General features: G+C 62.3%; 8 protein-coding genes. 3 read left to right on the top strand and 5 right to left on the bottom strand.

What is annotated here, in order from left to right:
• Positions 1-68: 68 nt before the first annotated feature.
• The 4 genes from KBB96_RS03460 to KBB96_RS03445 form a co-directional block, all read right to left on the bottom strand.
• Positions 69-2,465, bottom strand: a complete 2,397-nt coding sequence (locus KBB96_RS03460; protein ID WP_211632299.1) for a c-type cytochrome domain-containing protein — start codon at positions 2,463-2,465, stop codon at positions 69-71.
• A 108-nt stretch (positions 2,466-2,573) separates the two neighbouring features.
• The gene (locus tag KBB96_RS03455; protein WP_211632296.1) at positions 2,574-5,375 is read right to left on the bottom strand and encodes a PSD1 and planctomycete cytochrome C domain-containing protein; all 2,802 of its coding nucleotides are present in this window, start codon (positions 5,373-5,375) and stop codon (positions 2,574-2,576) included.
• On the bottom strand, positions 5,372-7,780 hold the full coding sequence (locus KBB96_RS03450; protein ID WP_211632293.1) for a PPC domain-containing protein: 2,409 nt from the start codon (positions 7,778-7,780) through the stop codon (positions 5,372-5,374). Before KBB96_RS03450 ends, KBB96_RS03455 begins: the two co-directional genes overlap by 4 nt.
• A complete protein-coding gene (locus tag KBB96_RS03445) occupies positions 7,777-9,105 on the bottom strand; it encodes a DUF1501 domain-containing protein (protein ID WP_211632291.1) in 1,329 nt (442 codons plus the stop codon). Before KBB96_RS03445 ends, KBB96_RS03450 begins: the two co-directional genes overlap by 4 nt.
• 329 nt (positions 9,106-9,434) lie before the next feature.
• On the opposite strand from KBB96_RS03445, the gene KBB96_RS03440 reads away from it, so the two are divergent.
• The 3 genes from KBB96_RS03440 to KBB96_RS03430 all read left to right on the top strand — a co-directional run bounded on the left by KBB96_RS03440 (position 9,435) and on the right by KBB96_RS03430 (position 12,721).
• Positions 9,435-10,595, top strand: coding sequence for a class I SAM-dependent rRNA methyltransferase (locus tag KBB96_RS03440; protein WP_211632288.1), 1,161 nt, complete (start codon positions 9,435-9,437; stop codon positions 10,593-10,595).
• A 641-nt stretch (positions 10,596-11,236) separates the two neighbouring features.
• Complete coding sequence (locus tag KBB96_RS03435) at positions 11,237-11,608, top strand: hypothetical protein (RefSeq protein WP_211632286.1); 372 nt, start codon at positions 11,237-11,239, stop codon at positions 11,606-11,608.
• A gap of 24 nt (positions 11,609-11,632) precedes the next feature.
• The gene (locus tag KBB96_RS03430) at positions 11,633-12,721 is read left to right on the top strand and encodes a hypothetical protein (RefSeq protein ID WP_211632284.1); all 1,089 of its coding nucleotides are present in this window, start codon (positions 11,633-11,635) and stop codon (positions 12,719-12,721) included.
• Positions 12,722-12,788: 67 nt separating this feature from the next.
• On the opposite strand, the gene KBB96_RS03425 is transcribed toward KBB96_RS03430, so the two are convergent.
• Positions 12,789-13,850 (bottom strand): LOG family protein, encoded by a 1,062-nt coding sequence (locus tag KBB96_RS03425; protein ID WP_211632282.1) that lies wholly within the window; start codon positions 13,848-13,850, stop codon positions 12,789-12,791.
• Positions 13,851-14,003 lie beyond the last annotated feature (153 nt).

Here is a 14,003-nt window from a genome sequence, read left to right as displayed (position 1 = left end):
GGCAGCGCGGGGGCAAGGCGAAATCGACACCCGGGCGGAGATCGTCCGGGATTCCTCACTGGGAGTGCCTATCGCCTCAGCGCCGTCAGATATGCGGCTTTCAGGTCATCCGCCTCCAAGGACACCCCCAACAGCTTGACCGTCAGCCTCTCCATGGAATCGCGCAGCTCTTGGAGTTTTCGTTCGTCCGCAGCCAAAATCTCGGCGCGACTGGCTATGGTCGCATCCAGTGCGGACAGCGTCGCCCGCATTTCCCCGCGATAGGAGGCGAGGGCCTTCTCGTTCAGCTTCGCGGAAAAAGCTTCGCGCTCCGCCTTTTTCGCCGCAAGGACCTCGCCCTGCTTGGCGATGGATTCCACCAATTCCCGGCAATCCGCCTGCTGATCGGTCGCACTCTGGGTGAGCTGGCGGGTGGTATCGCGGGCATCAAGGGCACGGGTATTGATCGCCGCGGCCTGCCAGTGCTTTTCGGCGGCTTGAAGCGCGGGCACCCGCGCTTTGGCAGCCTCCGCTTCGGCACGGGCGTCGTTGAGGCCTTTCTCAAAGGCGGGCATCTCTTTCTTCCGGGTGGCAATGGTCTCGTCCGCAGGCTTGATCCGCTCCCCGGCTGCTGCCGCGGCGCGAACACTGCCTTCCAAAGCTCCCGGCAACGTCTTCTCCTCACCCTCAAGTCCGCCCACTTGCTGGCGCAGATCCGCCAACTTCGCTTCCAAATCGCGATGCTTTTCCTCCATGGAGGCCAGTTCCGGGGGATTCCGCTGGTCCTCGGGCAGGACGGCGAGCGCCTGACGCTTCGCTTCCAGCTCCTTGACCGTGGCGCTGTCATCGGCGGAAAGCTTCTCGATCTCGCCACGGCGCGAAGCCAGTCCCTGACGGACCTGATCGAGCTTCGCCCGGGTCTCGGCCTCGCCCTTCTTGGCGGCCTCATGGATCATCCTCGCCTGTTTGGCTGCTTCCTCGGCATCCGCCACGGCTTTCTTGGAACCTTCGAAAGCCTTGTTCGCCTCCTCCACCTTCGCCCCGGTCGTTCCGATGGCGGAGGATGCGCTCTCGATCTCCGTCTTCAGAGCGACGAGCCGGTTCGCGATCGATGGCGGCGCCGCGTTGAACTCACCCACCTGCTTGCCCTCGGCGGTCGCGTAAACGCGGATCGTCCCCTGGTAGTCGGACACGAAGGCCTTCGCGCCATCCGCCGTCAGCGCCACCGCCGTCGGCAGCGCGGGCAGATCTTTTGCCAGCTCCTTGGCTGCGTTGAAGTCCGGCTTCCACAGCCGCACCTTCTTGTCGCGGCCAGAGGTCACGAACGAGCCATCACGCGCGAAGGAAAACGCGGTCACACCACCCGGATGCGCGTCGAGCTTCTTCACCTCGGAGCCGCCGTTCATCTCCCAGAACCGCACCGTGCCATCTTCGGAAGACGTCGCGAGGATGTTGGAGTCCGCACGGAACACCGCCGCGGTGATCGCCGCCTGATGCGCGCGCAGCGTGTGGAACTCATTGCCACTCTCGGCTTCCCACACCCACACCCCGCCATTGCGGTCACCCGAGGCCACAAGAATGCCGTCCGGAGAAATATCGAGCGCCGTGATCCAGTCGGTGTGCTTCTTGATCGAGGCGATCGGCGCCCCGGTCTGGGTGTTCCAAAGCTTCAGCAAGCGCGAGGGTCCTCCGGTCGCGACTACGTCGAACCCGGGACGGATGTCCGCAGCGAGGATCGAGTCGAACTCCTTGGCCACCGTCAGCGCGCGCTCGCCGGTCTTCACATCGAAGGTCACGGTCATCCCCGATTTTCCCGGTGTGCCGCCGCCAACGATCAGGTAGCGCGCATCCGGGGTGAACGCCAGCGACACCGGATCGCCTTCCGGAAACGGCAGCACCGCCACCAGTTCCCGCGTCTCGGTGTGGTGAAGCAGCACCTGATGCTGCCCCGTCACCGCCAGCAGCGGAGCCCACGGCGAAACCGCCATCGCATGCACCGCGGAGGCACGCGCGGTCGTGATCACTGGTTCCAGACGCAGATGCTCCGGCATCGGTGGCGGGCCTTCCGGCTTCGCGGCGGGATCGGACTTGAGCGCGGTCTCGAATTTCGGCTTCGTGGCCTTCTTCGCGGTCGAGTTCTTGTTTTCCAACAGGCCGCCTTCGATCCAGCCTTTCAGCAAATCAATCTGGCTGGGTCCGAGCTTCTCGCCCTCCGGTGGCATCTTCGGATCGGTGATCTGGAGGCACACCGCGATGATCTTCGAGCCCTTGTCGCCCGGTTCCGCGATCTTGCCACCGGAGCCGCCCTTCATCGCGCCGGAGTAGGTGGAGAGGTCGAGGCCGCCCTTGGTCTTGTCCGGGTTGTGACAGTTCAAACAGGATTGCTGGAACAACGGAAAGATCTGGTCATCGTAGGTGATCTTATCTTCCGCAGAGGCCACCACCGGCGTGAACAAGAGGAGGAACTTAAAACCACGAATGGACACGAATGAGCACGAATGGGTAGCGCTGTCGCGCCGGCTTCCAGCCGACAGCCAGTGACTGATCCTCTTCTTCAATTCGTGGAAATTCGTGACCATTCGTGGTTGGAAAAGTCAGTGGTTGAAAATGAATTCCTTCGAGTTCAGCAGCGCCCAGAAGATGTCTTCCAACACCTCGCGCGTTTCCTCCGGCTTGGTCGCTTCCTTGGTGGCGGTGAGCAGGTTGTTCAACTCCGGATCGGTGGGCGCGCGGCCGAGCGTGGAGAGATAGAGATTGGTAATGACCTCGCTGGGCGACTTCTTGTCCTTGAGGTAATTCTCCACCACCTTGCCATTGCGGACGCGCTGCTGGGTGGTGTCGCCATTGAGCAGATGCAGCGCCTGCGACAGGTTCGGCTCCATCTTCACCTCGCACGAGCAGGCGGTGGCGCGTGACGCGCGGCCGAAGGTGGTGAGGAAGTAGTTCGTCGTATTCCCGTCCGCGATCTGCACCGCCCGCGCGCCAAGCGGCAGCCCCTTGAACTTGTTCGGCGTGTTGGTGACCTGTGAGATGCAATCGAGCAGCACCTCCGCACGCACCCGGCGGATCGCGGCGTGCGAGAAATTGCGGTCGTCGGTGACGTTCGTCTCGTTCGTCGCGCTCGCGAGCTGGTAGGTCCGCGAGGTGCAGATGTCCCGCACCAGCTTGCGGAAGTCGTAGTTGTAGGAGACGAAGTGCTTCGTCAGTTCATCGAGCAGCGCCGGGTTCGATGGCGGGTTCGAAACGCGCACGTCATCCACCGGTTCGACGATGCCCGCACCGAGAAAGTGCGACCACACGATGTTCGATACGTTGCGGGCGAACCATGGGTTGTCGGTGGAGGTCAGCCACTTCGCCACCTCTTCGCGACGGGTCTCGTTCTTGATCTCCGGACGCGCGCCACCGAGGAACTTCGGCGGAACGTTCTGCTTCGTCACCAGATGCTGCACCTCGCCGCCGCCATCGAAGATGATGCGCTCGCGCGGGTCCTCGGCGGGCTTGCGCTTCACCTGCGCGAAGAACGCCGCGAAGCCATAGTAGTCCTCCATCGTCCAGCGGTCGAAGGGATGGTTGTGGCACTGCGCGCACTGGATGCGCGTGCCCATGAAGACCTGCGCGACATTCTCGCTGGTCTTCAACGGCTCTTCCTCGAGCTGGTAGTAATTCGTCGCCGGATTGGTAAAGGTGCCGCCTTCCGCCGAGAGCAACTGCCGCACCAGTTCGTTGAACGGCATGTTTGAGGCGATGCGCTCGCGCAACCAGTTGTAGTAGCCGAGCGCCGCCTTGTAGCTCACCTGGCTGCCGCCCTTCTGGAAGGTACGGATCTGCAGCAGCTCCGCCCACTTCATCACCCACATCTCGGTGAATTCCTTGCGCGAGAGCAACTGGTCCACCAGCGCCTCGCGCTTCTTCGCATCATTGCTGGCAAGGAAAGCCTCGCGCTCCGGCACGCTCGGCAGTTCACCGATGATGTCGATGAAGGCGCGGCGGATGAATTCCTCATCCGAGCACAGGCCGGAGGGAATGATGCGCAGCTTGTCCAGTTTGTCGTGGACCAGTTTGTCGATGTAGTTGTTCTCCGCGACCTCCGGCCGCGTGTAAGGCAGATCCGCAGGCACCACGATCGCCTGCGCGCCTTCGTTGAAGGTGTGGAAGCGGGCGAGCAGGAACGCCTCACCGCGGTTCTTCGAAGCGGCGATGCCCTGGTGTTTGTCGATGGTCACCGAGTTGTCGTTCGAGGTCGAGAAGCCGGACAGCGTCGAGACATCGCGGTCGGTGCCATCGGAATAAGTCGCGCGAACGGTGATCGGAATCCGCACGTCGCCGCCCTTGAGCACCATTTCCGAGGGCTCCACCGTGATGCCGGTCGGCTGCGGAATCCCATCCGCATCATACTCAGCGCCATTGCGGATCCATTCGACCAGCGTGTTGTAGGACGCGCTGTCCTTCGCTAACAACTTGCCACCGGTGTGCGGCACCGCGCCGATGGCCTTGGTGATCATCAGAGATTCCTCCGGCACCGCCAGATTCACGCGGCGTCCGGCCATCTCGGTGGTGAGACGATAGAAGTCGCCCTTCGGATCGAAGCCATACAGCGAAAGGTGGAAGCCATCCTGGCCACGCGCGGAACCGTGGCACGAGCCGGTGTTGCAACCCGCCGCCGTGAGCACGGGCATCACATCGAGCTGGAAGGAAACCGGGCGCGGCTTGGTCGCATCCTTTACTGCCACCGCCACTTCGGTGGAGAGACCGCGGTATTCGATCTTCAACGTCGTCGTGCCATCCTTCTTCGGCAGCAGCGTGGTGCCGGTCAGCGTGGCCAGCGAGGGATCGCCGAGCGTCAGTTTCGACTGGCGGGTGATGTCGTGCGTGGCGGAATCCTTGAAACGCGCGATGACGATCACCCGATGAAAATCCGCCGCCGTCTCCAAGCTCACCGATTTCGGATAGGCCTCGATGAAAGCAAGCTGCGGGTCCGCCGGAGCATCCCAGCGCGGCAAGGCGTTCTTCGAGCGCGAGGCCAGCGTCAAGCCATCCGGCCATGGAGCACCGTCGGTCACCCACTGTCCGATCAGCTTCTGCTCTTCCTCGGTCAGTGGTGGTCCAGACTTCGCCGGCGGCATCGCGTCCTCATCATCCTTGGGAAGATGGATGCGCTTGAGCAGCTCCGACTTCGAGACATCGCCCGGCTGGATCGCCGCACCGGAATCGCCGCCCTTGAGAAAGCCCTCGCGGGTTTCCATCAGCAGGTTGCCCTTGGTCTTGCCGGTCTGGTGGCATTCCACGCAGCGGGTTTCGAGAATGTCCTGCACCTGCTCGAAGTTCGCGGCCTGCGAGACGAGTGTGGAAGCGATCAGGGCACCCGCGGCCCATACGATGGGAGTCGGTCGGATCATGGCGTGCGCTGGCGGAGTTGTTCGAGACGGGAAAGCGGTTTGGCTGCCGGAGCGGCAGGCGCACCTGCTGCGGGCGGTTTCTCCGGTTGCGCGGCTTGCGCCACCGGCTGGCTCGGCTTGTCGATGCGCAGCGTGCCACCCTGCCCCACCTGATGTAGGATAGTTGCTCCATTCTCCGGCACGTTGACGCGGCAGAAGATGTTGCCGTGTTTGTTCACCGGCGCATCCCCGGCGACAGTGAGCGGGAAGACGATCTCGGTCTTGTCCTTGTTGAAGGTGACCGCCGTGGTGGTGACGCCGCCGGGCAGGCCGATCAACTCGGCGGTGGCATCACCATTGAAGGGATGCTGTACCTCGATCTTGCAGGTCATCGGCGCGGGCTTGCCCTGCTCCGTCGCCGCCATGTCCATCGTCATCGTCAGATACGGCTCGACCACTTTCAGCGGCACCAGCGCGGAGGAAACGAGCACCGTGCCCTTCGGCGTGGGAGCCTCCGCCAACACGCAGACCTTCCACTCCGCCGCCGGAGCATCGCCGTTGGCATTGATCTCGTACATCGCCTCGGACTGGCCCGAGGGAATCGTGATTGTGGTGGGCGAACCGATGCCCGGCGGGTTCCACAGGAAGCGCACGGTGATCGCGTCGTTGTAACCTTCGGAGCGGATCGCCCGCACCTTGAGCTGGAGAATGCCATTGCGGACGATCGGCACCGCGGGTGGATCGAGCTCGATCTTTACCGGGGCCTCGTTGATCACCGCCATCGCGATGCGGTCGAGCGGCACCGAGTGATAGGCACCCTGGTTGTTGATGTCCACGAGGTGGATCGTATCCGCCAGTTCACCCTTGAGCGCAGGGCCGTCACCGGTCGAATGGACGCCGAGATGATAAAGTCCGCCCGCCACCGGCGCATCGGCCTTTGCTTCGAACACCACCGGAAAGCTGCTGGTGGACTTCGCCACACCGGGCGCGTTCATCGTCACGCCTGCGGGCAGCGAAGCGGCTTCCAGCACCATGTCGCAGCCGATGTTCTCGCGGGTGACATTGATCAAGGCCGCATAGCGGTTGCCACGCGACACCACGAAGGTCTTCCACTTCTGGGAATTGTTCCGCTCGACCACCGGCATGGCCGCGGCGATGGCGGCTTCCTTCCAGATGACTTCCAGCCGATACGTGTAGTCCGGCCCGCCACGGCCGAGCTTGTCGCGAACCTCGATGATGTAGTCGCCATCCTCCGGGCAGGTCCACGCCAGCAACGGATCGGGTCCGCCCTGGTCGTCGTTTTCGCCAAGCTGCTTGCCATCCTTTGCGGAACGCAGGCGCAGGACGGCATCGATGGGAGAGCGCAGCGCACGGCCCATGACTTTCAGGATGAGGTTGTTCCCCTTCGTGGCGTGGAACTTGTAGCAATCGGTGTCGTCCTTCTTTTCCAGAATTCCCTGCCCCGCACACGGGATCGCGGGCATCACGGTGGCCTCGTTGTTGGAATCGTTCGGCTCGGTTTCCTCGACATGCTCCAGTGGTGAAACCACCACCCAGTTCGCCGATGGGGCCAGCAGGCCATCCACACCGGCGAAGACCGGAAAGCGCTCCCCCTGCTGCGGCAGCGTCGCCTTCTTCACGATCGGCCCGGCCGGATCGCCAATGAGGCGGAAATCGATCGTCTCACCGGGCTTGCCACCCGGCGGGAAAATGCCCGAGGGCCGCGGGAACGAACCGATGTGCAAACGGTAGTCGCACTGGTCCGTGCCTTCATAGGCAGCCTCGCGGACCACCACGCGGTAGTCTCCATCCTCCGGGGCGATGATCGTGGCGAAGGCGTCGTTGCGCAGCAGCGGCGCATCGTCGCAGGACGCGACCTCGAATTTCCGCGGATCAAGGATGGCCACGTAGGGATCGAACATCGTCCGCCCCAGCCGCATGCCCTCCACTTCCACGGAGAGCCGCTGGCCCTTCTTCAAACTACACACATAGTAGTCCTCGTCCTCATTGCCCGCCACCCCCGCGACGGTGACATTGAGATCCACCTTCTGCGGCTGGTCGAAGCTGTTGTTCGGCTCGACCTCGGCCACGGTGGGAAACTGCCCGACCCAGAAGGTCCGCAGCTCGGTAAGCCCGCTTGGTGAGCGCAGCCGCAGCGAGTGCTCGCCCAGCGGTGCATCCGGCGCGACGACGAACTTCGCCACGACGCTCTTGGCATCCTTCACCTGGAGATCCTTCAGCGTGATCCCGACATCGTTGAAAAGCGCCTCCTGCACCTCCTCCAGTCGGTCGCCACGGAACTCCACCGCCACCTCCGTGCCCTGCTGTCCGCCACGCGGGACGATCAGGGAGAGCTCCGGAGAAAAGGCGTGCAGCGCCGCGGGCATCAGCCCAAGCGCCAGGGCGATGACAGCCGTGCGGGTCATGCTTTCTTCGCGAGAATGGAATCGAGGACCTTGCCGCCATCGCAGATTTCGATGGGCCGGTTGCCGGGTGACATCAGTTCCTTATCCGCAGTGATGCCGATCTGGTTGTACATCGTGGTCGCAAGATCGGAGACGGTCACCATGTCCTGCTCCGGCTCGCCGCCCAATGCATCGGACGCACCGTGGACGTAGCCTTGGTTCACGCCGCCACCGGCCATCATCACGGAGAAGACGCGCGGCCAGTGATCGCGACCGCCGGTCGGATTGACCTTCGGCGTGCGGCCGAACTCGGAGGTCACCACCACCAGTGTGGAATCCAGCATGCCGCGGCGTTCGAGATCGCGGATCAGGGTCGCCAGCGCCTTGTCCACCGGTGGCAGCTCCTTTTCGATCCCCGCCTTGAGATTGTCGTGGTGGTCCCAGCCGCCCGCCGTCAGCGAGACAAACCGGACTCCTCCCTCGATCAGGCGACGCGCGAGCAACATGCGCTGGCCCGCCTGGGTGCGACCGTATTCGTCCTTCAGCGCATCCGGTTCGGCGGCGAGGTTGAAGGCCTCACGCGCCTGCTGGGACGAGATCAATTTGTAGGCGTGCTGGTAGAAGGCGTCCATCGAGTCCAGCGCGTCGGATTTCTCCAGCGTGCGGAAGTGATGGTCCACCGTCTCCAGCAGCGAACGACGGCGAGCGAAACGCTCGTCGGTCACGCCCTTCGGCAGAGACAGGTCGCGGACCTGGAAATTGCCCTGCGCGGGATCGGACCCCAGCGCGAACGGACCGTAGGCGGAGGAAAGGAAACCGGAATTCGCGAACTCGTTCGGCACCGAAGGCACGCAGACGTACGGCGGCAGGTTGTTCTGCGGCCCCATCTCGTGGGAAATGATCGAGCCGATCGACGGATACTCGACCGCAGGGGACGGCCGATAGCCGGTGAACATGTTGTGCGTCCCGCGTTCGTGGGCGGCCTCACCGTGCGACATCGAACGGATCACGGTGAACTTGTCCGCGATCTGGGCCAGGTCTTTCATGTGCTGGCCGAACTGGACGCCCTTCAGCTTGGTATCGATCGCGCCGAACGGCCCGCGATACTCCGCCGGAGCGAACGGTTTCGGGTCGAACGACTCCTGATGGGCGATCCCGCCGGGGAGGAAAATGTGGATGATGCCCTTGGCCACCCCCTCGCGGAGCGGGTAGTCCTTCTGAGCACCAAGGGCCTGTTGCAGAAAGCCCGGAAGCGTCATGCCCAGCCCGCCGAGCAGGCCGACATAGAGGAATTCCCGGCGGGACGCGTAGCGATCAAGCGGATTACCAGGGCAGCAAGGTTTCATGGCGGAAGACAGGGGTTGGTTCACCGACGGAAGATCTCAGGGGCAGGACAAACAACGACATGATCCCCATCGCTAACCACCCAAACGAATCCGCATGCAAAGGTATTTCATGCATTCGAAAAGTTTGTGTTCTCCTTCCGCAAAATGGCTCCGCCTAAGTAAAACCACGAATGCTCACGAATCCTCACGAATGGGGTCTCCGAGCCGGACCCTCTCTTTCCAAAATTCGTGCTTATTCGTGCCCATTCGTGGTTCCCCCTCTGGAGAGCCCCCTTGGAATCCACAGAAGCCTTGCCTCCCGTTGCCCGGGGCTGTTCTCTTTCTCCCCCATGCCCGGCCTCATCATCGCACCCCGCGCCCGCATTTTCCACGGACACGAGTGGGTCTACGCCACCGAGGTGAAAAAGACCTTCGGCGATCCCCAGCCTGGCGACGTGATCACGCTCAAGGATTTCCGCGACCGGCCGATGGGCACCGCGATCTACAATCCCGCCTCCCAGATCGTGGCGCGCCGGTTTTCCCGCCGCCGCCAGGATCTCGATCTCGATTTCTTCACCCGCCGCATCAGCCAGGCCCTCCTGCTCCGCCAGACCGCCGGGGTCGATGAACGCCTGTGCCGCTTGGTCTGGAGCGAGTCGGACGGCCTCCCCGGCGTGATAGTGGACCGCTATGGCGACCACCTCGTGCTCCAGACCCTCACGCTGGCGATGGACATGCGGAAGGACCTGATCCGCGACGCGCTGGTGGCAGTGATCGAGCCGAAGTCGATCCTGCTCCGCAACGACTCCCCCGTCCGCAAGGCCGAGGGCATGGAACCGCTGATCGAGATCATCCACGGCGAAAACCCAGGCCCTTTCACGGTCCGGGCGAACGATCTCGATTTCGAGGTCGATCTCTTCGACGGGCAGAAGACCGGGCTCTACCTCGACCAGCTCCAGTCCCACGCCGAGGTCGCAAAGTTCGCCAAGGGCAAGCGCGTGCTCGACTGCTTCACCAATCAGGGTGGCTTCGCCCTCGCCTGCGCCAAAGCCGGTGCCGCCAAGGTCACCGCCGTGGACATCTCCGCCAGCGCCTGCGATGCCACCCGCCGCAATGCCGAGCTCAACGGCCTGGAGATCGAGGTGATCGAGCACAACGTCTTCGATTTCCTCAAGCACGCCACGCCGGACTACGACCTGATCATTCTCGACCCACCCAGCTTCACCCGGAACAAGAAGACGCTCATGGATGCCATGCGCGGCTATAAGGAGATCCATCTGCGCTCTCTGAAGCTGCTCGACAAGGGCGGGATCATGGCCTCGTTCTGCTGCTCCCACCACGCCAGCCGCGAGCTGTTCGTGGAGAACATCGTCGATGCCTCCGTGGACGCGAAGAAGGCCCTGCGCCTGCTCGCCAACCACGGCCAGCGCCCCGATCATCCGGTCGTGCTTTCCATTCCGGAAACGGAGTATCTGAAGGGTGTGACCGTGGAGGTCATGGCCGGGCGATGACACCCGATCCCTACAAGCCCCCGGAAACGACGGCACCCGCAGCGGATAACGCGCCGCCCTGTCCCGGCTGCGGGACTCCGATGGAGGCCGGTCGGGTCAAAGGACAACTCTATTGGCAACGGGAAGGACGCTCGTTACTTGAAGCCCTGGTGTCCCACGGCAAGAAGATCGTCGGTCCTCGCACCTTCACCCTCACGCTGTCCACCCCCACTCAGGCCGGGTTCCTCTGTCCTTCGTGTGGTCTGGCGATGATCTTGCCCCGATAGGCGCGATCGGAACCCCGGGAAGGCAGGTCTTTCGTTGAAAGATCAGACCACCCGGCCCGAAGGACCCGGGCATTTGGACTTTGTCATTATCGGCAGGACGCCCTGTGAGCATCCCGCCGTTTGGGCCGGATCATCCCATCACCCGAACGCAATCTAACAGTCAACGCGTTACAAAACCACCACACTGAACCCAGGGGCACAAGTGGAGCCCAAACGCCTTATCCGCCAAAACCGGAAACACATTGTTACACATATGATCTTGCGGCTCCACACGACCCCATCAATAACCCCGATTGGACTATATCCGGGATCCCTTTTCATGTCACCACCTGATGGCGACACCCCGGATTCCACCAACGGAATATCAGAACAAACATGAGCAGTTCATCCTCACATCGCGTTCAGATCAACAGCATCCAATGCAACTCCACCTCGGAATCCGGCCACGATGAGGTCTACATCGTCTGGCAGGCGGATGCCGGGATCCCCGTCCGCTATCCACTCGTTCCCGGTTACAATTCCATGGCCAAGGGGGATACCTGGGACATCGATATCGAACTACCCTTCGACCACGAAGTACTCGTCACCCTGTGGGACCAGGACGTGAGTTATCTCAGCCGCTACAGCGATTTCCTCATCAACTGTGACTTCACTGTGGCCGCCTTCAACGGGAAATCCACGATGTCCTACAACATGGTCAACAACAACGGCGCCAACTACACCATCAACGCCACCCTGCTCTCCTAATCCGGAACACCCAACTTCGACACCATGAATCCCAAATTCCGCTCGGAGATCCAGCCGTCCCTGGAAAAAATCCGCCACCATCTTTCGGAAAGCCGCGCCACCAAGTCCGCGGACGCGTCCGCTCCCGCCATCCCGGCCGAACTCCGCGGCATCCTCTCGCGGGCCGCCGTCCGTCTCAAGGAGTGGCAGGCCACTCCGGAAGGTCAGGCTGAACTGGCTGCGCTGAAGAATTCCGACAGCGCAGCCGATCTGACCAATCGCCTGCGCACACTCTACTCCAGCGAGGTGGTGAAGCCCTTCACCGATGAACTCGCAGCCAAGGCCGCCGCGGATTTCGATGGGATCGATTTCCCCATCAAGGCGATCACTCTCGGCCTCGCCGGACAGATCGACATCGGAATCGGCATCTACGCCTCATTCGGTTACGCCGTGCAGTTCCCGAATCCCTTCAAGAGCGGAGCCTTCTATCTTTCGGGAGCCTTCACGGAAGGTCTCGAAATCGGTTTCGACGTGGCCATCCAGATCGGTGCATGGGCGAACGAGCCGATGGATCTGGGAGGCTACTACAACGGCCAGGAAATCATGATCGATGACACCATTGGCCTCGGTGGCTGGAGCTTCGAACAGGATGAAGAAGTCGCGGGCGTCGCGGTGGATCTCGCCTTGGGCGCGGAAGATGGTGGCGATGAAGCGGAGTTTTACACTCTCGTCTGGGCCTTGGATTCGGATGGCACCTATCCGGTGGCGCAGCAGCCCGCGGACCATATGCTGATCCTCACCACCCTCACCTGCCTGAACACCCGCGAGAGTGGCCACGATGAGGTGTATTTCCTCTTCACTCCGGATGGTGGTGATGTCACCTACCGCTATCCCTCCTCGAAATACTACTCGATGTCCGCCGATTCCGATGATCCGGAACACTCCTGGAACACGGGACGGAGCGTGAAATTCAACCAGTATGTCGACATCCAGCTTCTGGATGACGGGGATGAACTGGGAACCTTCCGCTTCAATCTCTCCGACTTCAACGGTTCGTCCGTCACCAAGACCTCCGACGTGAAGGACGGACTCAACGAAATCGAATACACGTTCACTGCCACGCTGGTGTATTGACCCGCCGAACAGCGAACATCAACACGACAGGCCGGGGCGCTCCCCGGCCTGTTCTGTCCCCACCGGCTCACGCCGACTTCTTCAGCTTCCGTTCGAACACCGGCACAATATCATCCAACGTATGCGCCACGGAGAAGTCTCCCGGCTGGCACATGCCGTCGAGCAGGTCGATCAGCGGATCGAAGAAGCCCAGCCCCGCCGCGTTCGGCCGATTGAAGATCACCACCGGTTTGTTCACCATCAGCGGGTTCTTCTGGTGCTTGAAGATCATCAAGGCGAACAGCTCCTGCACGGTGCCCGCACCACCCGGGAAGATCACGAAGCCGTCCGAGTTCTGGATCATGACCTCCATGCGCGTGTAGATGTCCGGCTTCAGCCAGAAGCTCGAAAGCCCTTCCGGCAGACCTTCCAGCTCGATGATGTGCGGCACGTTCGAGCCTGCGGTCCAGCCACCGGCGTCCACGGACCCCTTCACCACCGCGCCCATGATACCGGATTTCCCGGCACCGGAGACGCAGCCGAGTCGCGCTTCCGCGAGACGGCGACCCAGCTCTTCACCATCCGCGAGGAATGCGGGATCGGTGAGGCTGGCGGAACAGAATACGCAGATGTTTCCGGCGTGGTTCAAGGGCAGCGGCGTCTCGAACGAGCTCACATTGCTCTCGCCGATCTTCACCCGCCCCGCATCCGGGATGCCATGATGGCGGACCACATCGAGCGTCTTGATGACGTCGTCGCTGGTTTCCACGGCGAGCAGGTAGTCCCGGTAGTCCTGCTGGATCGTGCCCATCTTGTGAAGGTGGTCGAGCACGGAGAAAAACGGATCCCACGAGAAATCGGAGTTCAGCACGACCGTCGGCTTTCCGGCGAGGTGGCGGTCCAGCGTCTGGTAGCCGACGAAGATCGAGATCGCCTTGAACATGTCCTCCAGCGTCGCGCCGGGCGTGAAGACGAAGGCATCGGACTCGATGATCTTGCGCTCGATGTTGGACAGGGTGATGCGCTGGTCGCCATTGCCATTGTAAATGTCCCAGCCGTGGCTGAAGAGCAGATGGAGGAGACGGGCGCGGGTGGAGCGGGTGGGGTCGTTCTCACCGAGAACGGTGCCCGACAAGCGGACTTTGGGCATGGATCAATGCGGGTAGATTGTAAGGATTCAACCGCGTCTAACACTCCTCCCGAATGCCCGCGAAAGCAAGTGGAGAGACGCGGTGTTTTTGGATACCCCCATGCGCCAAGAGCTACGGAAAGCACGTAGCCGGGTGACTTTTCCGACACTCCG

Source organism: Luteolibacter ambystomatis, from assembly GCF_018137965.1.
Lineage (GTDB): Bacteria > Verrucomicrobiota > Verrucomicrobiia > Verrucomicrobiales > Akkermansiaceae > Luteolibacter > Luteolibacter ambystomatis.
This window is presented reverse-complemented; position numbering and strand designations above follow the sequence as displayed.